This window comes from Kingella potus (assembly GCF_900451175.1).
Lineage (GTDB): Bacteria > Pseudomonadota > Gammaproteobacteria > Burkholderiales > Neisseriaceae > Neisseria > Neisseria potus.
Genome location: NZ_UGJJ01000001.1, coordinates 1,028,050 through 1,049,841, shown reverse-complemented (window position 1 = coordinate 1,049,841; position 21,792 = coordinate 1,028,050). Strand labels below are relative to the sequence as shown.

The window sequence follows — 21,792 nt, the reverse complement described above, 5'->3', positions numbered from 1 at the left end:
CTGCGGGAATACGGCTTCTCGGTACGCGCACGCCTAGCGGCTCTGCGGCGCGGCCTGCTCTGCCTCTGCCGCATCTGCCGTTTCTGCGGGCTGAGCTTCGGCATCTGCTTCCCCTGTTTCTTCGCCATAGGCTTCTTCGTCATAAAAATCCGGTTCGCTTTCAAGGACTTTTCCGTTCATGGTCAGCTTGCCGCCTGCCAACTGTATCCGGGTGGAAATGTCGTCGTCGTCGAGTTTCAGATAGCCGTCGGCCGCCATCGAATTGACGGTGCTGCGCACCATGGCACGCAGGGTTTCGTGGATGTCTTCGATGTCGGCAGTGCCCTCGGCCTCGTCTTCGGGATTGACGGTAAACAGGCTGCGCGCGCGGCTGACGGCAATACTTTCAAGCAGCGGCTCGGGGATGCTGAATTTGAAGTCGGCCTGCGTTTTTTTCAGTATGGAGGCGATGTCGTCCAAATCGCTGCGGGTCAGGCCGTTGAAGACGATTTCGCCGTCGGCATGGATTTTGCCCTGCGGCAGGGTGAAATCGAAAGCACGGAGCTTGATCTGCGGATTGCCCGTAAACAGGCCGGAGGCTTCGTTGCGGGCGGTGTCCAGCAGCGCGGCACGGATTTCCTCCTCGCTCATGTTTTTCGCGGCCAGCTCGGCCAGCTTGTTTTTAAACGCCAGCAGCGATTCGGTGTGGAGGTGTTCGGCGGCCACGCTGATGTCCAGCGGGCCGTAGTTGTCGTCGCCGTAGGCGAGTTTGTCGAAACGGAAGCGGCCTTCGCTGTTGGCCCAGCCGTTTTCTTCGTTCATGCGCGTGTCGAAGCTGAGTTTTTCAACCGTGATTTTGGAAGGAGGGATGGTGCCGGTGGGATTGATGAACGCGCCGATTTGCAAATCGGTTACGAGATTGGCCAGCTCGTTGAGCCTGATGTTGTAGTCGATGCCCTGCTGCCATTGCAGCGAGAGGCGGCCGAGTTTGAAGTTGCTGCTGCCCAGGGCGAGCGCGCCCGCTCCTTCGTGCGTGTCGCTGCCGATTTGCAAATCCTCCAACACGATGTCGCCCTTGTCGGCGAGCTTGACGTGCAGAAACGGCGCGGTGTAGCCGCTTTTGAAACTTTTCCAGCCGGCGGCATAGTCGGTCTGCCCCGACAGGCCTTTCCAGTTGAGCGCGATGCCCGAGAGCTCTTCGTAATCGAAGGCGGGAATGTCCAAATTCAAACGGCCCGCGCCGTCGAAACCGATGGTGTTGGTCAGCGTGATCGGCACGCGGTCGCCGAAAAAGCGTTTGAGCACTTTTTCCGACTCGGGCGCGTAACGGAATTCGCTCTGCACGCGTGCGGCGGCAAAGCCTCCGGCAAACGGGCCGTGCCGGATGCTGTTTACCACGGTAACCGGCTCTGACAGCACGGTTTTCAGATTGTCGGGAAGATAGTTTGCCGCATTGTTCAGCAGCGAAGGCTTGACCCGCACCACCAGCGTTTCGGTCGAAGAAAACCAGCCGCGCTCGTAGCTGCGCGACTCGACATGGACAATGCTGTTTTCCTGTAACAGGCGGTATTGGCCGTCCAGCACTTTTTCCGCCTTGCCGCCGAAATAATAAGGCATGCCGCCGGACAGGGCGGCGGCGAGGGCGGCGGCGGACAATCCCGCAATCGTTTTTTTCTTCATAACGCACACAAAATCGGAACTTGCAAGGGCGGCAAGCATAGCACCATTTGCCCGCTTTGTCTTTTTCAGACGGCCTCACACCCTGCCCGTATCCGCTATAATGCGTGCTTTGCCACAGGAGAAAAAACCATGTACGACTACCAGTCCGAAGCCACCAAATTCCTCAACGACTACATCGAGAAACACCCCGAAGAAGCGGAACGCCGCCTGCAAAACCGCCGCCTGCTGTGGGATGTCGAACTCAAGCCCGAAGAACAGGCAGATTTCGCCGCCGCCGCCGTCGCCAAAAAGCCCTACACCTATTATTCCTACGACTGACGGCCGCCGTCCTTTCCGCATGAGCACCCGCCCCGCCGCCGACATACACGGGCTGTCCGCCTACCTGCGCCAAACGGGCACGGCCGAACACCCCGTGCTTGCCCGCATCCGCGCAAACAACGCCACGCACCGCATGGGAAAAATGGCCGTCGCGCCCGAACAGGCCGCCCTGCTGGCCTGGCTCGTCCGCCTGACGCACGCCGAACGCTGTCTCGAAATCGGCGTATTCACCGGATACAGCAGCACCGCCCTCGCCCTCGCCCTGCCCGAACACGGCCGCATCACCGCCTGCGACCTCAACGCCACCTACACCAGCGCGGCGCAACAGGCCTGGCGTGATGCCGGCGTGGCACACAAAATCACCCTGCACCTGCAACCGGCCCTGATTACCCTCGACAGCCTCATCGCCGAAGGCCGCGCCCAAAGCTACGACCTTGCCTTTATCGACGCAGACAAACCGCCCACCCCGCAATACTACGAACGCTGCCTGCAACTCGTCCGCCCCGGCGGCATCATCGCCATCGACAACGTGCTGCTGCACGGCCGCGTCCTGCGTCCGCCCGAAGCAGCCGATCCGCCCGCCGTGGCCGTGATGCGCACCTTCAACGCCGCACTGGCGCACGACAGCCGCGTCATCCCCCTTACCCTGCCGCTCGGCGACGGCCTGACCCTGCTGATCAGACAATAAAGGCCGTCTGAAACAAACCTTTTCAGACGGCCTCTACCGATACACACCCACCCCGACACCACCACACCATGAAACACACCGCCCGCACCGCCGCCCTGCTCCTCCTCTGCGCCTGCACCGCCGCACCCGCTCCCGCTCCGGTTGCCGACACGCAAAGCACCCGCCCGACGGAATCCGACATCCCCTATCCCGCTCCCGACCTGCAAAGCCAAATCGACGACATGGGCGTGGAAACCGCACGCCTGCACCGGCAGATAGAAGAACTGCAAGAACGTGTCAAACGCCTCGAACAAACCCACCCCGCCCGCACCCCGCAGCGTCCCGCATACACACCCCGCCCCGCAGCAGGCGCATCCGCAGCCGATCCGCTCGAAACCGCCCGCCGCCAATATGCCGAAGGCAGCTACGCCGCCGTCGTCCGCAGCCTGAAATCCGCCGCCGCCGGCGGCAGCGGCAGCGATACCGACCGCCGCGCCATGCTCCTGCTGCTGCAAAGCCACCGCAAACTCGGCAACTGCGAATCCGTCATCCAAATCGGCAGCCGCTACGTCTCCCGCTTCCGTAACAGCCCCGAAGCAGCCGACACCCTGTTCACCGTCGGCCAGTGCCAATGGGATATGCAGCAGCGCGATGTCGCCCGCGACACCTGGCGTAAACTGATACGCCTCTACCCCTCCGCGCCCGCCGCCCGCAAAGCCGCGCAGCACGCCGACAAATACTGAATACCCCCAAACGCGCAAAACCCGTTTTCAGACGGCCTCAAACGTATTTTTATCAGACAAAGCATTGCAAGCGGGGAAACCGTCCGGTTGCGGCAAACATCCCGTCCCTGAACCTGTGGAGGCACAGCATGAAAGCAAAAAACAAAATTTTTAATTGGGACAAACCCAAAGTCCACCAATACAGATACATCAAAGGCGGAGACTTGTTCTGCTACCGGATTGCCGAAAAACTCTTTGGTTACGGCAGAATCATTGCCAAAAACAAATGGGGGGCATATGCCCTTTTCTTTGATAAATTCACTTCTCGCCCGCCTGAAAATTTGCAAACCGAAGACATCGATGCGCTGAAAGCCGGTCCGGTTTTATTCGGCTGTATTTTGGACTGCTACACCCTGTTGGTATCCAAGCTGCACTCGGACTGGCGGATTATCGCGCAAGACCCCGATATTGCTTTTTTTGATTTTAACGAAATCACATCCATCAATCCTTTGATGGAAATCGGACACAACGCCGATTTTTCCATCACCGTGCCGATAAAAAATCAGGAGGCCGTGCAGCGGATTAGGGAAAACCGCTGCTTGGACGAAAAACCAAATTCGCATTACCATATTTTGGGATTTTTGATAGCGAAAAAACCCGAATTGTTTAACAAAGAAAATGCCCCTTATATTGGTTTTGATGAGTTTATAGACAAAAAATTCTATGAAATTCACGGGGAAAAACTTGATTTGTCATCAAGAAATTGTTAGCAAGCTATAATTTATCATAATTTAATTAATTTTTATTTAGGTGATGCTATGATGCTATATAAAGTGGAAAAAAGTAATTACTCTTTCTTTGAAAACAAGACTGGCATATCAGGAGATTTTGCAAGTATATTGTGGAATGGTGAAATGAAACATGCAGCATCAGGAACGGTAAATATTATGAGATTTGGCCCATCAGTGCCATCAATATATCTACACATGAAAAATTTAATAGTAGCACAAGAAATAAAAGATATATTTAGTAAGAAACTAACAGGATTTACAGCAGTTAATGCCAACAAAAAGAAAATCATTAATGCGGATTGGCAAAATCTTAAACAAGATTTCTTCAATAAATATTTTTCACTATCTGACGTAATTTCCAAAGGAAAGCATAGTCCTGAAGCAGCCAATAAAATGCCTGATTTATGGCTGATAAAACCCAATTATCCATTAAATTTCAAAAAAATATCCAATGACTTTTGGGAATTTAACTATCAAGATGAATCTGACTTTTATTATGGCAGCGGAGATAGAAGGGGAATTTTTATTTCTGGAAAAGCTAAGAATTTAATAACCGATCTGGGAGACTGGTTAGTATGCAGCAAAATTTAAATGAAATCTGAATAATATAACACTTAGGAAGATAGTAGGGATAGCAAACATAGCCCGTATAACGTAGGGTGTGTGGTTTGCCACGCACGCGGTTCAAAACAGCCTGAACCCCCATTTCCCTACTTTCCGGCTGCTTTGAAATGCCCATGCTGTCTGAAACCTGTTTTTCAGACGGCATCGCTTACGGCCAGGCAGGGCAATCCAATCCCAAAAGGCCTGCCTAAGGAAGACAAAAACGGCGGGCAAAAAAATAACCGCTTCAAAGCGGCTATTGGTGCCCGGGGTCGGACTCGAACCGACACACCTTTCGGCGGGAGATTTTGAGTCTCCTGTGTCTACCAATTTCACCACCCGGGCGGGTAGGAAAGTGCGCATTATAGCGGCAAAACGCCTTTTGTAAAGCCCTATCGGCAAATTTCCCCCGCCTGCCGCACAATCGGATGAATCATAAAAAAATTTACCCGCCGCCGGAAAACTTTCCCTATATCAATTTTCCCCGCTTTCCCCGCCCGCTTCATCCCACAAAGCGGGCGAAACGCGGTAAGATTGCGCCGATTCCGTCTGTAACCGTGAGGGGTTTACCATGAAATACCGTTACCTTGCCCTGCTTGCCGCCGCCGCACTCTGCGCCTGTTCGCAACAGGAATCCGCGCCCGATGCCGCCACGCCCGCGGCCTCTTCCGCCGCAGCCTCCGCACCCGCCGCAAACGCGCCTGCCGCGCCGCCGAAAAACGGCGGCTTCTTCGGCACGGACGTAAGCAAAGACGACATCGGCGGCGACTTCACGCTTACCGACGGCTCGGGCAAACCCTTTGCCCTCAGCAGCCTCAAAGGCAAAGTCGTGCTGCTGACTTTCGGCTATACCAACTGCCCCGACGTATGCCCCACCAGCCTGCTGACATACAGCGAAGTAACCGGCCTGCTCGGCGACAAGGCCAAAGACGTGGCCGTCGTGTTCGTCAGCGTCGATCCCGAGCGCGACACCCCCGAAGTGGCGGACAAGTTCGCCAAAACATTCAATCCCGACTTCATCGGCCTCACCGCCACCGGCGACCAGAGCATTCCCGTCGTGAAGCAGCAATACCGCGTCGTTTCGGCCAAATCGCAGGAACAGTCTGCCGATGTCTACCTGATCGACCACACCGCCGGCACATACGTTTTGGACAAAAACGGCAACACCGTACTGATGGAAAACTACGGCCGCACTTCAAGCGAAATCGCCGCCGACGTGCAACGCCTGCTTGAATCGTAAGCCCGCCACAGAGGCCGTCTGAAAACCCCGCAAGCTGTTTTTCAGACGGCCTCTTTCAGGAAAACCGTATGTCAGCCAACCATTTGACCATCGCGCTCTCGAAAGGGCGTATTTTTGAAGAAACCCTGCCGCTGCTTGCGGCGGCGGGCATCGTCCCCGCCGAAGATCCCGAGCAGTCGCGCAAGCTGATTATCGGCACCAACCGCGAAGGCATCCGCCTCGTCATCGTCCGTGCGGGCGACGTGCCCACCTATGTCCGCTACGGTGCGGCCGATTTCGGCATCGCCGGACGCGATGTACTGATCGAAGACGGCGGCGAAGGCCTGTACCAGCCGCTGGATTTGCAGATTGCCAAATGCCGCATGATGGTGGCCGTGCCGCAGGGTTTCGACTACGCCGCCGCCTCGCAGCCCGGCTGCCGCCTGCGCATCGCCACCAAATATCCCGACATTGCCGCCGCCCACTTCGCCGCCAAAGGCGTGCATGTGGACATCATCAAACTTTACGGCTCGATGGAGCTCGCTCCGCTTGTCGGGCTGTCCGACGCAATCGTCGATCTCGTTTCCACCGGCAACACGCTGAAAGCCAACGGACTCGAAGCCGTCGAACACATTGCCGACATTTCCAGCCGGCTGGTGGTAAACAAAGCCGCGCTGAAAGTGAAACACACCCTGCTGCAGCCGATTATCGAAGCCTTCGCCGCCGCCTCAAACTGATGTGTTGCTGCCTGCCGACCAAGGAGAAAACATGGCACACCTGCTGATCGATACCGTCAAAACCGACATTGCGGGCAAATTCCTGCCCGCCTCCCGCCACACCGTCTGCCTGTTTGCCGACAAACGCTCGGCCAAACCTTTCCGCCGACTGCTGCCGGCAGATTGGGACAACACGGCATCCGCGCCGCTACGCTTGGCCGTGTTGCGCAAAAAAGCCGTGCGGGCAGCCATACTCGACACCGCACGCGACCTCCTTGCCGCCGACCCGCAGGCGCGTATTGCCGTCGTCAGCCCGCGCGGCAGGCTGCGCCGCAAGCTGGACGCGCTGCAAGCAAAACATCCCGACGCACAGATTTTTTACAGCGGCAGGCTGGGCAAAAAAACCCGTGCCTTTCTCGCGCAGGAGCAGGCTTTTGCCGTTATCCCTCGTGAAAACGGCAGGCCGTCTGAAAACGAAACACCTTTTGAAAACACCAGGCAGCCCGAAAGGCCGTCTGAAAACGGCGGCGGCACGCCTCCCGAAAACGACAATCCGCCCGCCGCCGCACAAACCGGCGGAGCAGACGGAGAAACACAGGCTGCCGATTCGGACGCAGCGGCAGACGACACCGAAACCGCCGCACACAGCAACACCGGCGACACTCTTTCTCCCGCCGGCGCAACACACCAACCGGCAGATTTGCAGCCCGTTTTACGCCTGCTACGGAAAAACCGCCCGAAAAAGAAAGCTGCCCTGCTCGAGCTGCTCGCCCGCCGCCACGGCGGCGCAGAAAATGCGGAAACGCTGTTTGCCGCGCTGGCGGAAAACGGCAGCATTACCGTCGATGCGGCGGAAAACATCCGCTATCCGCACCTGTCCTAACCCTGCCAAAAGGCCGTCTGAAAAAGTTTTCAGACGGCCTCAATCCGCAAACGGAAAACCGCACCATGAAAATCACCGATACCGCCATCCCCGAAGTGAAACTCTTAGAGCCGCAGGTTTTCGGCGACGATCGCGGCTTCTTTATGGAAACCTTCCGCGACGACTGGTTCAAAGCCAATGTATGCAGCCGCACCTTCGTGCAGGAAAACCACTCCAAATCAGGCAGAGGCGTATTACGCGGCCTGCACTACCAAACCGCCAACACGCAAGGCAAACTCGTGCGCGTCGTCTCGGGCGCGGTATTCGATGCCGCCGTCGATATGCGCAAAAGCTCGCCGACTTTCGGCAAATGGGCCGGCGCAATCCTCTCCGCCGAAAACAAACGCCAGCTTTGGGTGCCGGAAGGCTTCGCACACGGCTTTTACGTGCTGGGAGAAGAAGCCGAGCTGGTATACAAATGCACCGACTACTACAACCCGTCGGCCGAACACGCGCTGATTTGGAACGACCCCGCCGTCGGCATCGAATGGCCGCTGCAAGACGGCCCCGTCCTCTCGCCCAAAGACCGGGCGGGCAAGCCGCTGGCACAAGCCGCAACGTTTTAAAACACGTGCCGGCCGTCTGAAAATACGTCTTTGAAAAATACGGCTTTATAGCGCGGCAAAACAACAATCTGCGGCTTTCCTGTGTTGCCCCGCCATATGTTTTCAGACGGCCTCCAAACACCGTAAAGGCCGTCTGAAAAACAAACATCCATCCCGAAACCCGCACCGTGAAAAACGCCTACATCCCTTCCCACGGCATCCGCAAAATCGCCAACCTTGCCGACTTTCTCCCGGAATTCCATATTCTGCCAAAACCGGCCGGCGCAGATCTCGTCATCGGCTGGGGGCTGCGCCCGTCCGCGCAAAAAGCCCGAGCGGCGGCCGCCGCACAGGGGCTGCCGTATGCCGCATTGGAAGACGGCTTCCTGCGATCGCTCGGACTCGGCGTGGCAGGCTGCCAGCCGTTTTCACTGGTTTTCGACGACATCGGCATCTATTACGACACCACCCGCCCCTCGCGCCTCGAACAACTGATTCTGGCCGCCGACACCATGCCGCCCGAAATGCTGGACGAAGCCCGCCGCGCAATCGGCCTGATTCTGGAACACCGCCTGTCCAAATACAACCACGCCCCCGACCTTTCAGACGGCCTGGCGGAAGAAATGCGTCAGCGGGACAGCGTACTGCTGATCGACCAAACGTTCGGCGACATGGCTCTGCAATACGGCGGCGCAGACGCAGCCACATTTCAGCAAATGTTTCAGACGGCCATAGCGGAAAACCCACAGGCGGAAATCTGGATCAAAACCCATCCCGACGTTTTGAGCGGCAAAAAACAAGGCTACCTGACCGGCCTGGCACAGCAAAACCGCGTACGCCTGCTGGCCGAAGACATCAATCCGATTTCCCTGTTGCAGGCTGCAAACAAAGTCTATTGCGTTACCTCGCAAATGGGTTTTGAAGCCATGCTGTGCGGCAAAACGCCGGTAACATTCGGCCTGCCCTGGTATGCCGGCTGGGGCGTGAGCGACGACCGCCATCCCGCTGCCGCCGCACTCGCGCAACAACAGCGGCGCGCACCGCGCACCCTGCCGCAGCTCTTTGCCGCCGCCTACCTGCAATACAGCCGCTACATCAACCCCAACACCGGCAAGGCAGGCACACTCGCCGACGTGATCGCCTATCTGGCCGCAGCGCGGAGGCTCAACGAAAAACTGCGCGGCCATTTATACTGCGTGGGCATGTCGCTGTGGAAACGCTCCGTCGTCAAACCCTTTTTCAACGTACCCTCGTGCCGTCTGAAATTCGTCAAATCAACAGCCAAACTCGCCGGCAAACCCCTGCCGCCCGACGCGCGCCTGCTGGCATGGGGCAGCGGCAAACACGAAATCATCCGCTTTGCCGAGCAACACCGAATCCCGCTGCTGCGCATGGAAGACGGCTTCATCCGCTCGGTCGGACTCGGCTCCAACCTCGTCCCGCCCCTGTCGCTCGTTACCGACGACATGGGCATTTATTTCAACCCCGAAACGCCGTCCCGCCTCGAACACATCCTGCAACACCGCCGCTTCGACAACCACGATTTTCAGACGGCCTCCATGCTGCAACAGACACTCGCCGCCAACCAAATCAGCAAATACAACGTCGGCAGCACACAATTCAACGTACCGCAAACAGACAAAACCGTTATCCTCGTCCCCGGACAAGTCGAAGACGATGCCTCCGTCCGTCACGGATCGCCGCAAATCCGCAGCAACCTCGAACTGCTCAAAACCGTACGCGGACGCAACCCCGATGCCTACATCATCTACAAGCCCCATCCCGATGTCGTCAGCGGCAACCGTATCGGCCGCATTTCCGCAGAAGACACCGCCCGCTACGCCGACCAAACCGCACCCGAAGCCGATATTCTGACCTGCCTGCAACACGCAGACGAAGTACACACCATGACCTCGCTGACCGGCTTTGAAGCCCTGCTGCGCGGCAAAAAAGTCTGCTGCTACGGCCTCCCGTTTTACGCCGGCTGGGGACTGACCCAAGACTTGCTTCCCATCAGCCGCCGCAGCCGCCGGCTGGAACTGTGGCAGCTCGTCGCCGGCACGCTGGTTTACTACCCAAACTACGTCCACCCCGAAACCCGCCGCCTCATCGATGCCGCCACCGCAGTGGAAATTTTAAAAAAACAGAAAGAGTTACAAAAAGAACCCGCACGCCTGCGCAGGAGCTTTTGGAGCAAAAAAATGGAAAAATTCAGACAATTCTGCCGCTCGCTGCATCAGTAAAACCAATCAACTTAACCCATATGGCATTATATTTCTAAAATCAATTCCATAAAAAAAACAGCTATATTATAATCATGCGCTAAAATATTCATATACGGTAAAAGTAACAACCAACTGAAAGGCCGCCTGATGTTTACAAACTCACCGTCTTTGCCAAATAGCACCCAAAGCGAACAACTAGAAACAAATGATGATTTGGGAAACACCCACGAGAACGAAACAAATGAAGAGCTAGAAGAGCAAGACTCCCTCCTCTCTCTTCCCCAGAAGCCCATTGTAAATCATGTAATGACCCGTGATATACCTAGTGGCATATTCACTTCTATTTTAGATTACTTTAAACGCTTCGGCAGTACCGAATTTGAGCATATAGTCAGCATATTACCTCTCCCTGAAGCAGATATTTACCACTACCACCGCCCCCATTTGGAAGAAAAACTGCTGCCTAACTCTGTTTGTACGGTACACCATGATTTGGACGATCCTGATCCATGGCATGCCAAGTTCCGCTTCATCCCCAGATATATGGAAGCCTCGGCTATTGTTTGCCTAAATAATACGCAAAAAGAAATATTGGCAAATCAAGGGATTCCTCATGAAAAACTTTATGTTATCCCTCACGGCTATCATGACGGCTATCTTCATTTGAAGCAGCTCTCCCTTCCCGATACAGACAAAAAAATTACCATAGGCATGGCCTCACGCCGTTATGGTAGGCGGGTTAAAGGGGAGGCATACCTTCTGGAGCTTGCAAAACGTCTTTCTCCTGAACACTTCCGCTTCATCTTTGTCGGACAAAGCAGAACATTAAGTACCATAGCAATGCGAGATCTGGGTTATGAAGCTATCGCATACGAACGCATACCGTATCGGATATTTCAAAGTTTCTATAATGAAATAGATATATTAATGATGTGCAGCAGTCATGAGGGAGGACCGGCAAATACCCCCGAAGCACTGGCGACAGGTACTCCGATGTTTTCCTCTAAAATAGGCATTCCAAAAGATGTTATTTCAGATCGAATTAACGGTTTGTTTCTTAGTTTGGATCCCGATAAAGATGCAGAAAACATACTAGATATTTGTGTCCAAAACAGGCATAAACTACATGAAATGATACGTAATGCACGTAACACTTCAAGATTGGCCATTACTTGGGAAGACAGCATACTGAACAATATCGCAGTATATAAAAAAATTCTTTCCCTATCTTAAAATCAAAATTCCTAGGAAGATAATATGTCTATATCTATATTGGTTGCGGACTCCTTTCATATCAACAAAAGAAACTTTGCATCTTTCTTTAAATTTATTGAAAAAGCAAAACCAAAAACTATTCATTTTGAAGATAGCCACAAAGATTGGCTTTCACTATATGGCGTATATGATAAAAAACTAGATAAATTATATGATAAAATTGATATTCTCTCCAAATTAGGCTATGAAGATTTATTTGATTTTAAAATATATGATATTAAATTGTTTCCTGTTTGTCGCTCGGAAATCATGACACTAACAGGCACGTTACCATTATGGTATGACAACCCATGCCCTGAAAGCCAAATAGAAATTTTTGATAAATTATTTATAAATAATAAGAATATTCTACTTCAAAACATGGCTGCAGCTTGGTATTGGCTGGATTTTTGGAAAAGACGGCTTATGGATCTAGGATCGTTTACGCATTGCTGCATTTTTTCAGGTGGCCTGATATATCAAAAGGCACTAATTGAGCTTTTAAAATACACACCCACCAAAGTCATGGTAATGGAAGGTTTGTTTACAGGTAACGAATATTATTGCGAAGAAAGATATTCTGCTATTGCCAATAATAGCGATATAAAACATTTTGCAGTCTATCAACACTATCTGAATAATTTGGAAACCGGAAATGAATATGACAGAGAAAGAACCAAAGCAATCAATAAGGTAATTGCAACTAAAAATAAAAACGTAGAACAGCCGGAACATTCCCCTGACTTAGACTTTTTGGATAAAGATGCCCCATGTGTCAGTATAATCGGACAAGTAGTTAACGATTTTTCAGTTATCGAATATCACAACACAGGACTATCCACCATACATTTCTATAAGAATGCAATTGTCAAATTAGCAGAGGCTGGTTTTAATGTCGTTATGAAAACACATCCGTGGGAAGAGAAGAAAAATAATATTAAAGACTCTCTAACAAAAAATATATTAGAAGAGTTTATTAATGCCTTGCCGGAAGACTTACAAGGACGTATTCGCTTGGTTGATCATTACTCAATCACAAAACTATTTGATCAAAGCAAATGGATACTGGGACTTAACTCGCAAGGATTAATAGAAGCTGCATTTGCAGGCTTTAAACCGGTTCAATTCGGTAATGCTTTTTATGGTTCGAAAGGATTTACACATGACTACCATATCGGGCAAATAGATAAATTTATTGATGATATTAGAAATATGAGGATAGAAAATACCATGTCTCTGTCCGAATTCGACAACTTTGAAAAATTCCTAACTATCCTACTACAAAAACATGTTGTATCTGTTCATGATTCAGGAGTAACAAATTTGCAGAAAATCTTTGCATTGCCAAATGTAATTAATCTGATGTCTCCGGCTCCCGTAGCGAAGCAGAATACACAGACATCAGTCTCCGCCAATATCGAGGTTAAAGAGAATACCCAACCTGCGGAATCGATAATAGATACCAAAAATGAGAAAAAGGCTTCTCCTCCTGTCATCGTTACTCCAAATAACACACAAAAAAATCGTAAACTATTAAAACTAAAAAATAACCCAAGACAATTTTTTGCGGATTCTAAAAATCCAATTCTAAGAAGTCTGCGTATTTTCTTTAAACACCAAATATAACGAAAGATAAAATCAATGACTTTCATAACTATGCGGAATACGTCTCGGGAAAAAATATTTCAGCAAGGCGGGCGGTTAGCAAGTACAGCCTATGTACATCCTTCTGCCAAATTTGTTTATCCCATCGACATTGCGGACAATGTGGTAATATATGGTAACGTATCTATTGGTCAATTCACTTATATAAATGTTACCAGCGTTATTTATTCCAATGTATCTATTGGTAAATTTTGCTCAATAGGGCGTTCTGCCGAAATTGGTCTTGCACAGCATCCCATCAACTACCTGAGTACCCATCCTTTCGTATGTGCAAATTCTTTGTTTACAAGATTCCCGGGCTATGCAGAAATAAAAAGAAAACCTTGGCAATTCCATCCATCGACAACAATTGGCAATGATGTATGGATAGGAGCGAAAGCAAATGTATTAAGCGGTGTCAGTATTGGTGATGGGGCTATCATTGCAGCAGGAAGCATCGTTACAAAAGACGTTCCTCCGTATGCCATTGTCGGCGGTATGCCGGCAAAAATAATCCGTATGCGTTTTAGTAATGAAATTATTGATAAGCTGCTTCAATTAAAATGGTGGGATCATGATTTGGAAAAATTAAGAAACCTTCCTTTTGACGATATAGAATCCTGTATACAGGAGCTTGCCAAATTAAAAAATCATTGAGTTAATGGTATAAATTTCTTAAATATAGGATATACCTAATTATTAAATTGAATATGAAAAAAATTGTTTATTTAGCTTTTTTGGCTCTCTCCTCCTGCTCTCTCGTCCCTTCCTCCGGCCCACAAACCGGGAAAGTCGTTGCTCTCGGTAAACAAGGTAGTGAAACGCAGATACCCTCTGTCGAACTGATAGATGTAGACAACGCGGTCGCACAATCCCTCTATCATGCCCAAGACAACCAGTCCTTTGCACAATTCGGAGACGGCACGGCTTCCGGCGGCATTATCCACACGGGAGATACGCTGGACATTACCATTTGGGAGGCTCCTCCGGCCGTACTGTTCGGCGGTTCGCTTTCCTCTGTCGGATCCGGAAACGCGCAGCAGACCAAGCTGCCCGACCAGATGGTCGGCAGCAGGGGGACGGTATCCGTTCCGTTTATCGGCAATATTGCCGTAGCAGGGAAAACGCCTGAACAGGTTCAGGATATGATTACCGGTCGTCTGAAAAAAATGGCTAACCAGCCGCAGGCCATTGTTAGAATTGTACAAAACAATGCGGCAACGGTATCCGTTATCCGCGCGGGCAACAGTGTGCGGATGCCGCTGACTACCGCAGGCGAGCGCGTGCTGGACGCGGTGGCGGCGGTGGGCGGGTCGACGGCAAACGTTCAGGATACCAACGTCCAACTGACGCGCGGCAATCAGGTAAAAACCGTTGCGCTGGAAGATTTGGTTGCCAATCCGCGCCAAAACATCATGCTGCGGCGCGGCGATATTGTTACGATGATTACCAATCCGAGCAGCTTTACTTCTATGGGTGCGGTTGGAAGAACACAGCAAATCGGTTTTTCGGTAAAAGGTTTGTCGCTGGCCGAAGCAGTCGGGCGCATGGGCGGTCTGCAAGACCGGCGTGCCGATGCGCGCGGCGTGTTTGTTTTCCGCTATGCTCCTTTGTCAGAGCTGCCATCTGAAAACAGAGGTAAATGGACAGCTCAGGGCTACAGTGAAACTTCCGCTATCCCCGTTGTATACCGTCTGAATCTGACCGATGCCAATTCTATGTTTTGGATGCAGCGTTTTCCGATAAAAGATAAAGATGTGGTCTATGTATCGAACGCGCCCCTGTCTGAAGTTCAGAAATTCTTGTCGTTTGTGTTTTCTCCCGTGGTCAGCGGTGTAAACAGTATCAACAATCTGACCAATTAATTACCCAAAAAGGCTTTACGATGTCCGAACAACCAGCCGTGTCGGCCAATACGGTCGATTCTGTGCCGACCGAACCAAAGGCGGCGGCAAAGAAAAAGAAAAAGAAGTTTTTCCGGAAACTCAAGCCGCTGCTGTGGGTTACCGTCATTATTCCTACCCTCTGTTCGACAATATACTTCGGGCTGATTGCTTCCGATCAGTTTGCTTCACAATCCAGTTTTGTCGTCCGTTCTCCGAAAAGCCAGTCATCTCTCAACAGTTTGGGTGCGATTTTGCAGGGAACGGGGTTTTCGCGCTCGCAAGACGATATTTACACCGTGCAGGAATATATGCGCTCCCGCTCTTCACTCGAAGCATTGACTAAAAAGATGCCTGTGCGCCAATTTTATGAAAGCAAAGGCGATATTTTCAGCCGTTTCAACGGATTCGGCCTGCAAGGGGAGCAGGAAGCCTTTTATCAATACTATCGTGAAAAAATCAGCATCAATTTCGACTCCGTTTCGGGCATTTCCAATTTGTATGTAACCTCATTTGATGCGGCAGAGTCGCAAAAAATCAATGAAGCCCTGTTGCAGCAGGGGGAAGTTCTGATTAACCAACTGAACGAGCGCGCCAGGCAGGATACCATCCGCTATGCGGAAAGCGTGGTTTCTGCGGCGGAAGAAAAAGTAAAAGACGCTTCTGTCCAACTGACCAAATTCCGTGTCAAAAACGGCGTTTTTGACTTGAAAGCACAATCGGAAGTGCAGCTCGGCTTGGTATCCAAACTGCAAGACGAATTAATCGTTATCCAAACGCAATTGGATCAGGTAAAAGCCGTTACCCCCGAAAATCCGCAGATTCCGGGGCTGCTGGCTCGGGAAAAAAGCCTGAGGAAAGAAATTTCCCAGCAGATCCGCGCTATTTCGGGCGGAAACGACCGCTCTCTGTCCAACCAGGCTGCCGAATACCAGCGTGTCTATTTGGAGAACGAGCTGGCCGAGAAACAACTGGCCGCTGCCATTACCTCGCTGGAAGCTGCGAAAGCCGAGGCCGACCGCCAACAGCTTTATTTGGAAATTGTTTCGCAACCGAGCAGGCCGGATTTGGCGCAAAAGCCGACACGGATCTACAACATCGTTGCCACTTTTATTATCGGACTAATCGTTTACGGTATTGCCAGCCTTCTTGTTGCCAGCATCCGCGAGCATAAAAACTGATGAAAGAACTCCACAAAACTTCGTTCCGCGAATCCCTTGCGATTCAAAAACGGGTTATCGGCGCATTGCTGATGCGTGAGATCATCACACGCTACGGCCGGGCCAACATTGGCTTTTTATGGCTGTTTGTCGAGCCGCTGCTGATGACCTTAATCATCGTATTAATGTGGAAATTCGTTAAAGCCCATGAAGTATCGTCCCTAAACATCGTTGCTTTCATCATTACCGGCTACCCGATGATGATGATGTGGCGCAACGCATCCAACCGCGCCATAGGCGCGATTAATGCCAATGCCAGCCTGCTTTATCACCGCAATGTGCGCGTTTTGGATACGATTTTTTCCCGAATGCTGTTGGAGATTTCAGGTGCAACCATCGCCCAAATCGTCATCACGTCCGTTTTTATCGCTATTGGCTGGATCAGTCCGCCTGCCGATATATTCTATATGCTGCTTGCTTGGCTGCTGATGGCAATGTTTGCCGTCGGCTTGGGCTTGGTTATCTGTTCGATTTCATTTCATATCGAACCTTTTGCCAAAATATGGAGCACACTCAGTTTTGTCATGATGCCGATTTCCGGTGTGTTTTTCTTCGTACACAACCTGCCCCAGCAGATACAGCATTATGCTTTGATGATTCCCATGGTTCACGGCACGGAAATGTTCCGTGCGGGTTATTTCGGCAATAGCCAGATAACTTATCAGAATCCGTGGTTTATCCTGATATGTAATTTGGTTTTGCTGCTAATCGGTTTGGCTATGGTAGACCGCTTCAGCAAAGGGGTTGAGCCGCAATGATTTCAGTCGAGCATGTTTACAAACAATACCGGACACGCCAGGGAAAACGCACGGTCCTAAATGACATTAATTTCACATTAAAAAAAGGCGAGAAGGTTGGTATTCTCGGGAGAAACGGCGCAGGAAAATCCACCCTGATCCGCCTGATTAGCGGCGTAGAACCTCCAACAAAAGGAGAAATCAGGCGCACGATGAGTATTTCCTGGCCGCTGGCCTTTTCCGGCGCATTCCAAGGCAGCCTGACCGGCATGGATAATCTGCGTTTTATATGCCGCATTTATAATGTCGATATGGATTACGTCCGTGATTTTACCGAAGAATTTTCCGAACTTGGCCGCTATCTCTACGAGCCGGTCAAACGCTATTCTTCCGGTATGAAAGCGCGCTTGGCCTTTGCCCTTTCTCTTGCAGTGGAATTTGATTGTTATCTGATTGACGAAGTGATTGCCGTAGGCGATTCCCGCTTTACCAACAAATGCAAATACGAGCTTTTTGAAAAACGGAAAGACCGTTCGATTATCTTGGTTTCCCACAGCGACAGTGCGGTAAAGCAATACTGCGATAACGCTCTGGTTTTGGAAAGCGGCCGTATGTATAGTTTTAACAATATGGAAGAAGCATACAAATACTATAATTCGATAAATTGAAATATATAGAGCAGGCCGTCTGAAAATCTGTTTTTGATTTTCAGACGGCCTGCTGATTTGGATACGGCATTACGGTTAGCCAGCCTCTTCAAGTTGGAACGCCATCATAAAAACTGCCGGGAAAACCCGGCAATCATCTGTCAATCATCTTCGTCTTCATCTTCATCAGGCTCGAATCCGCTGGGGAACATTTTCAGAAATGCGGCTTCTTCGGGCGTACTCTGCCGCCGCAATATCGCATTGCGGTGCGGATAGCGTCCGAAACGGTCGATAACCGATTTGTGCTTTGTCTCCAAGCGCACGGACTTGGCCGTACCGAAACGCTGGAACAAACCCATAGCCGTTGTATGGATGTTGCGGTTTTCGCTGTGGAGGAAAGGCATCAGGATAAACTGCCGCTGACGCGCCTCCATAAACGGGAAAGACTGGTGGCGTACTGCTTCCTGCGCAAGCAGCAAAGCCATGCGGTCTTGTGTATAGGCATGTGGTTTGCCCCGAAAAATAGCTCGGGAAAACTGATCCAAAATAATGATTTCCGCCAAACGGCCTTGCACGCTCTCCCGCCAGTCGGAAAGTTCGCAATTGACGGCATTGCGGAAAACACGTTCGTAGGTGGTGCGTATTTTCAAGTCTAAATACTGGCTTTCGGTAAACCAATGCCGCCGGGTGTCTTTATCAAACCAAAAATCCAAAATTTCCTGCGGGGTAACATACAGCAGCTGCATTTGCACTCCTTCAAGGCAAACAGGTCAAGTCGTGTAACAATAACCTGATGATTATATTACAGACAGTTTTTTACTTATACAGGCCGGTTTTATCGGTTATTTTTAAAAACAAGCGGTCGTTTTTTTTGATTAACGCATTTTTACGACTGATTTTCCTGCCTGTCTGTCCGTAAAGGCCGTCTGAAAACATGCGTTTTTCAGACGGCCTTTTCTATCTTCAAATCGGGCGGAATCAAACGTAATTGCGGCTTTCCGCCCTTCCTTCGACATTCTCCGCACAACGGGCGCAGATGGTTTCATGTCCGGCAACCGTGCCTATATCGGCGGTGTAATGCCAGCAGCGTTCGCATTTTTTCCCTCCGCTGACTTTCACTTCCACCGACAGCCCGCTTCCTTCTTTCACTTGCGCTTGGGACACCAACAGGGCAAAGCGCAATTCCCCGCCCAAAGCAGCCAGAGCAGCCGCCAAATCCGCAGGAGCGGTAATCGCCACCTCGGCCTGCAATGAAGAGCCGACGGATTTGTCTGCCCGCAGCGGCTCGATAGCTGCCGTTACCGCATTGCGGACTTCGCGCACGGCCTCCCATTTTTTGAACAGCGCGTCTTCGCTTTCAGACAGCATTTGCGGAAAATCGTGCCATGTGTGGAACAGCACGCTGTCTTCTTCGCCGCCGCCGATAATTTCCCATGCTTCTTCGGCTGTAAAACACAAAATCGGCGAAATCAGCAGCACAAGGCTGCGGGTAATGTGGTAGAGCGCGGTTTGCGCACTGCGGCGGGCATGGCTGCCGGCGGGTGTGGTATAGAGGCGGTCTTTCAGAATATCGAGGTAGAACGCGCCCAAATCTTCGGAACAGAATGCGACAATGTCCTGCACGGCAAGATGGAAAGCATAGCGCGGGTAGTAATCCCCTGCCAGTTTTTCCTGCAACTTCCGCGCCATTACCAATGCGTAGCGGTCTATTTCCACCATATCTGCCTGCGGCACGGCATCTTCTATCGGATGGAAATCGCTCAGATTGGCCAGCAGAAAGCGCAGCGTATTGCGCAGGCGGCGGTAGCTCTCGGTAACGCGTTTGAGGATTTCCTTGGAAATCGCCAGTTCTCCGCTATAATCCGTGGCCGCCGTCCACAGGCGCAGGATGTCTGCGCCAAATTCGTTATACACTTCTTGCGGCGCAACAACATTGCCGAGCGATTTGGACATTTTCCGCCCATCCTGATCGACAACGAAGCCGTGGGTCAGAAGCTGTTTGTAGGGTGCGCGCCCCAAAGTGGCGCAGCCGGTCAGCATGGAAGACTGAAACCAGCCGCGATGCTGGTCGCTGCCTTCGAGATACAGGTCGGCAGGCCATGCCAGCTCTTCACGCTGCTTCAAAACGGAATAATGCGTCGAGCCGGAATCGAACCATACGTCCATAGTGTCCGACAGCTTGTCGTAAGATGCGCAGTCCTCCGCGCCCAGCAACTCGCTTTTATCCAATGCAAACCATGCTTCGATGCCTTTTTCCTCAATACGCTGCGCGATTTTTTCCAGCAGGTCGGCAGAATCGGGATGCAGTTCGCCTGTTTCCTTGTGGACGAAGAAAGTCATCGGCGTTCCCCAAAACCGTTGGCGGGAAACTACCCAGTCGGGGCGGCCTTCAATCATTGCCTGCAAACGCGCCCTGCCCCATGCGGGGAAAAATTCGGTATCGTCCACTGCCTGCAAGGCCTTATTGCGCAGGGTTGCACCGTCCGAGCCGTTTTTGTCCATACCGACAAACCATTGGCCGGTAGCGCGGTAAATCAGGGGGGTTTTGTGCCGCCAGCAGTGCGCGTAGCTGTGTTCGATTTTCCCGTTGGCCAACAGGCGGCCGTTTTCGGCCAGCCAGTCGATAATCAGCGGATTGGCTTCCCAAACCGTCATGCCTTCCACACGGGGCGTGCCTGCAATATAGCGTCCCTGCGCGTTTACGGGATTGACCAGCTCGATGCCGTATTTGATGCAGACGAAATAGTCTTCCAAACCGTGCGCAGGCGCGGTATGCACCAAGCCCGTACCGGCCTCGGTGGTAACATGATCGCCGTTCAGCAGCAGGATGTCGCGCTCCAAAAACGGATGGTTCAGATGCAGGTTTTCCAATCTGCTGCCCGTGGTTTCCGCCAACACTTTGAGGCCGTCTGAAAAGCCATAGCGTTTTAACGCCTCTTCTGCCAAGTCTTTTGCCAGCACCAATTTTCCCTTTGGTGTATCGATTAGCAAATAGACGATTTCCGCACCCGCAGAAACGGCCTGGCTGGCCGGCAGCGTCCACGGCGTGGTAGTCCAAATAACCGCGTATGCTTCGCCGTCGATTTTGTCCACCCCGAAAGCCTCAGCCAAAGCGGCGGTATCTTTAAACGGATAAGCCGCATCAATGGCGGAAGAGACTTTGTCTTTGTATTCCACTTCGGCTTCCGCAAGGGATGAGCCGCAATCGAGACAGAACTGAACCGGCTTCGCCCCGCGATAAAGATAGCCCGCCTTGTAGATTTCGCCCAAAGTACGCACGGTGTCGGCTTCGGTTTTATAGTCCATAGTCAGGTAGGGGCGATCCCAGTCTCCCAACACACCCAAGCGGATAAAGTCTTTTTTCTGGCGTGCAATCTGTTCGGCGGCATAGCTGCGGCAGAGTTCGCGGAATTTGGCTTTCGGCATATCGCGCCCGTGCAGCTTTTCCACCATCACTTCGATGGGCAGGCCGTGGCAGTCCCAGCCGGGAACATAGGGTGCATCGAAGCCTGCCAGCGTTTTGCTGCGGAGAATGATGTCTTTCAGAATTTTATTGACGGCATGACCGATATGGATGTCGCCGTTGGCATACGGAGGGCCGTCGTGCAGGATAAATTTCGGGCGGCCTTTGCTGATTTCTCGCAGCTTCCGGTAGCGTTTCTGCCCATACCAGCTTTTCAGCCATTGCGGCTCGCGCTTTGCCAGGTCGCCACGCATGGGAAACGGGGTATCCAATAGGTTTACGGTGTTGCGGTAGTCAGTCATGTTGTATTCCGGCTTTTGTCTGAAATGGAAAAACAGCCTTAATCGGAAGGCCGTCTGAAAATAAAAATAACGGCCGCATTGTAGCGGAAACAGAGGCCGATTATAAGTGAGAAGGCCGTCTGAAAAACCATATGCGGGACGAGACAGGGAACGCGCACGCTGCTGTGCAACATCTCTTCCCACGCAAACAAAGGTTTTCAGACGGCCTGAATAATAAAAGAGCCTGCTTTCGCAGGCTCTTTTCTAAGCATTATC

20 protein-coding genes and 1 tRNA gene are annotated in these 21,792 nt (G+C 51.7%); 17 read left to right on the top strand and 4 right to left on the bottom strand.

From position 1 onward, the window contains the following. Window positions 1–33 precede the first annotated feature (33 nt). Complete coding sequence (locus DYE40_RS04785) at window positions 34–1,659, bottom strand: YdgA family protein (protein WP_115308293.1); 1,626 nt, start codon at window positions 1,657–1,659, stop codon at window positions 34–36. 129 nt (window positions 1,660–1,788) lie between these two features. Between DYE40_RS04785 and DYE40_RS04780 the strand changes: the two genes are divergently transcribed. The 5 genes from DYE40_RS04780 (at window position 1,789) to DYE40_RS04760 (ending at window position 4,748) form a co-directional block, all read left to right on the top strand. Next, window positions 1,789–1,977, top strand: a complete 189-nt coding sequence (locus DYE40_RS04780) for a DUF3460 family protein (RefSeq protein ID WP_115307966.1) — start codon at window positions 1,789–1,791, stop codon at window positions 1,975–1,977. 19 nt (window positions 1,978–1,996) lie between these two features. Next, window positions 1,997–2,665 carry a class I SAM-dependent methyltransferase gene (locus DYE40_RS04775; protein ID WP_115307965.1) on the top strand — a complete coding sequence of 223 codons (669 nt, stop codon included), beginning with the start codon at window positions 1,997–1,999 and terminating at the stop codon, window positions 2,663–2,665. 68 nt (window positions 2,666–2,733) lie between these two features. Next, entirely contained in the window at window positions 2,734–3,387 is a 654-nt protein-coding gene (locus DYE40_RS04770; protein ID WP_115307964.1) for a tetratricopeptide repeat protein, read from the top strand. Between the two features lie 128 nt (window positions 3,388–3,515). Further along, window positions 3,516–4,136 (top strand): Imm26 family immunity protein, encoded by a 621-nt coding sequence (locus DYE40_RS04765; protein WP_115307963.1) that lies wholly within the window; start codon window positions 3,516–3,518, stop codon window positions 4,134–4,136. A gap of 48 nt (window positions 4,137–4,184) precedes the next feature. Next, window positions 4,185–4,748 (top strand): hypothetical protein, encoded by a 564-nt coding sequence (locus DYE40_RS04760; RefSeq protein WP_115307962.1) that lies wholly within the window; start codon window positions 4,185–4,187, stop codon window positions 4,746–4,748. A gap of 272 nt (window positions 4,749–5,020) precedes the next feature. Here DYE40_RS04760 and DYE40_RS04755 read toward each other — a convergent pair. Next, window positions 5,021–5,105, bottom strand: a tRNA-Leu gene (locus DYE40_RS04755). A gap of 226 nt (window positions 5,106–5,331) precedes the next feature. Here DYE40_RS04755 and DYE40_RS04750 point away from each other — a divergent pair. The 12 genes from DYE40_RS04750 (at window position 5,332) to DYE40_RS04695 (ending at window position 17,793) form a co-directional block, all read left to right on the top strand. Continuing rightward, a complete protein-coding gene (locus DYE40_RS04750; RefSeq protein ID WP_115307961.1) occupies window positions 5,332–6,000 on the top strand; it encodes an SCO family protein in 669 nt (222 codons plus the stop codon). Window positions 6,001–6,068: 68 nt separating this feature from the next. Further along, window positions 6,069–6,716 (top strand): ATP phosphoribosyltransferase, encoded by a 648-nt coding sequence (gene hisG / locus DYE40_RS04745; RefSeq protein ID WP_115307960.1) that lies wholly within the window; start codon window positions 6,069–6,071, stop codon window positions 6,714–6,716. A 31-nt stretch (window positions 6,717–6,747) separates the two neighbouring features. After that, window positions 6,748–7,578, top strand: a complete 831-nt coding sequence (locus DYE40_RS04740) for a hypothetical protein (RefSeq protein WP_147286582.1) — start codon at window positions 6,748–6,750, stop codon at window positions 7,576–7,578. A gap of 65 nt (window positions 7,579–7,643) precedes the next feature. Further along, window positions 7,644–8,183, top strand: coding sequence for a dTDP-4-dehydrorhamnose 3,5-epimerase (gene rfbC, locus DYE40_RS04735; RefSeq protein ID WP_115307958.1), 540 nt, complete (start codon window positions 7,644–7,646; stop codon window positions 8,181–8,183). A 167-nt stretch (window positions 8,184–8,350) separates the two neighbouring features. Further along, window positions 8,351–10,405 (top strand): capsular polysaccharide biosynthesis protein, encoded by a 2,055-nt coding sequence (locus tag DYE40_RS04730; RefSeq protein ID WP_172461209.1) that lies wholly within the window; start codon window positions 8,351–8,353, stop codon window positions 10,403–10,405. Between the two features lie 129 nt (window positions 10,406–10,534). After that, window positions 10,535–11,620, top strand: coding sequence for a glycosyltransferase family 4 protein (locus DYE40_RS04725; protein ID WP_115307957.1), 1,086 nt, complete (start codon window positions 10,535–10,537; stop codon window positions 11,618–11,620). A 24-nt stretch (window positions 11,621–11,644) separates the two neighbouring features. Continuing rightward, window positions 11,645–13,267, top strand: coding sequence for a capsular polysaccharide export protein, LipB/KpsS family (locus tag DYE40_RS04720; protein ID WP_115307956.1), 1,623 nt, complete (start codon window positions 11,645–11,647; stop codon window positions 13,265–13,267). 15 nt (window positions 13,268–13,282) lie between these two features. Next, window positions 13,283–13,942, top strand: coding sequence for a CatB-related O-acetyltransferase (locus DYE40_RS13090; protein ID WP_115307955.1), 660 nt, complete (start codon window positions 13,283–13,285; stop codon window positions 13,940–13,942). A 53-nt stretch (window positions 13,943–13,995) separates the two neighbouring features. After that, complete coding sequence (locus tag DYE40_RS04710) at window positions 13,996–15,150, top strand: polysaccharide biosynthesis/export family protein (RefSeq protein ID WP_115307954.1); 1,155 nt, start codon at window positions 13,996–13,998, stop codon at window positions 15,148–15,150. Between the two features lie 20 nt (window positions 15,151–15,170). After that, a complete protein-coding gene (locus DYE40_RS04705; RefSeq protein ID WP_115307953.1) occupies window positions 15,171–16,349 on the top strand; it encodes a capsule biosynthesis protein in 1,179 nt (392 codons plus the stop codon). Further along, a complete protein-coding gene (locus DYE40_RS04700) occupies window positions 16,349–17,146 on the top strand; it encodes an ABC transporter permease (RefSeq protein WP_115307952.1) in 798 nt (265 codons plus the stop codon). The genes DYE40_RS04705 and DYE40_RS04700 overlap by 1 nt, the downstream gene beginning before the upstream one ends. Further along, window positions 17,143–17,793, top strand: a complete 651-nt coding sequence (locus DYE40_RS04695; protein WP_115307951.1) for an ABC transporter ATP-binding protein — start codon at window positions 17,143–17,145, stop codon at window positions 17,791–17,793. The genes DYE40_RS04700 and DYE40_RS04695 overlap by 4 nt, the downstream gene beginning before the upstream one ends. A gap of 140 nt (window positions 17,794–17,933) precedes the next feature. Here DYE40_RS04695 and DYE40_RS04690 read toward each other — a convergent pair whose 3' ends face one another. Further along, on the bottom strand, window positions 17,934–18,518 hold the full coding sequence (locus DYE40_RS04690; RefSeq protein WP_115307950.1) for a DUF924 family protein: 585 nt from the start codon (window positions 18,516–18,518) through the stop codon (window positions 17,934–17,936). Between the two features lie 232 nt (window positions 18,519–18,750). Continuing rightward, on the bottom strand, window positions 18,751–21,537 hold the full coding sequence (ileS, locus tag DYE40_RS04685) for an isoleucine--tRNA ligase (protein ID WP_115307949.1): 2,787 nt from the start codon (window positions 21,535–21,537) through the stop codon (window positions 18,751–18,753). Window positions 21,538–21,792 lie beyond the last annotated feature (255 nt).

Bases quoted from the DNA above. Each gene is read 5' to 3' on its own strand.
- DYE40_RS04780 (WP_115307966.1), top strand. From the start codon at position 1,789: ATGTACGACTACCAGTCCGAAGCCACCAAATTCCTCAACGACTACATC.
- DYE40_RS04785 (WP_115308293.1), bottom strand. From the start codon at position 1,659: ATGAAGAAAAAAACGATTGCGGGATTGTCCGCCGCCGCCCTCGCCGCC.
- ileS (WP_115307949.1), bottom strand. From the start codon at position 21,537: ATGACTGACTACCGCAACACCGTAAACCTATTGGATACCCCGTTTCCC.
- DYE40_RS04725 (WP_115307957.1), top strand. From the start codon at position 10,535: ATGTTTACAAACTCACCGTCTTTGCCAAATAGCACCCAAAGCGAACAA.
- DYE40_RS04710 (WP_115307954.1), top strand. From the start codon at position 13,996: ATGAAAAAAATTGTTTATTTAGCTTTTTTGGCTCTCTCCTCCTGCTCT.
- rfbC (WP_115307958.1), top strand. From the start codon at position 7,644: ATGAAAATCACCGATACCGCCATCCCCGAAGTGAAACTCTTAGAGCCG.
- DYE40_RS04690 (WP_115307950.1), bottom strand. From the start codon at position 18,518: ATGCAGCTGCTGTATGTTACCCCGCAGGAAATTTTGGATTTTTGGTTT.
- DYE40_RS04765 (WP_115307963.1), top strand. From the start codon at position 3,516: ATGAAAGCAAAAAACAAAATTTTTAATTGGGACAAACCCAAAGTCCAC.
- DYE40_RS04770 (WP_115307964.1), top strand. From the start codon at position 2,734: ATGAAACACACCGCCCGCACCGCCGCCCTGCTCCTCCTCTGCGCCTGC.
- DYE40_RS04705 (WP_115307953.1), top strand. From the start codon at position 15,171: ATGTCCGAACAACCAGCCGTGTCGGCCAATACGGTCGATTCTGTGCCG.
- DYE40_RS04750 (WP_115307961.1), top strand. From the start codon at position 5,332: ATGAAATACCGTTACCTTGCCCTGCTTGCCGCCGCCGCACTCTGCGCC.
- DYE40_RS13090 (WP_115307955.1), top strand. From the start codon at position 13,283: ATGACTTTCATAACTATGCGGAATACGTCTCGGGAAAAAATATTTCAG.
- DYE40_RS04700 (WP_115307952.1), top strand. From the start codon at position 16,349: ATGAAAGAACTCCACAAAACTTCGTTCCGCGAATCCCTTGCGATTCAA.
- DYE40_RS04775 (WP_115307965.1), top strand. From the start codon at position 1,997: ATGAGCACCCGCCCCGCCGCCGACATACACGGGCTGTCCGCCTACCTG.
- DYE40_RS04740 (WP_147286582.1), top strand. From the start codon at position 6,748: ATGGCACACCTGCTGATCGATACCGTCAAAACCGACATTGCGGGCAAA.
- DYE40_RS04720 (WP_115307956.1), top strand. From the start codon at position 11,645: ATGTCTATATCTATATTGGTTGCGGACTCCTTTCATATCAACAAAAGA.
- DYE40_RS04695 (WP_115307951.1), top strand. From the start codon at position 17,143: ATGATTTCAGTCGAGCATGTTTACAAACAATACCGGACACGCCAGGGA.
- hisG (WP_115307960.1), top strand. From the start codon at position 6,069: ATGTCAGCCAACCATTTGACCATCGCGCTCTCGAAAGGGCGTATTTTT.
- DYE40_RS04760 (WP_115307962.1), top strand. From the start codon at position 4,185: ATGATGCTATATAAAGTGGAAAAAAGTAATTACTCTTTCTTTGAAAAC.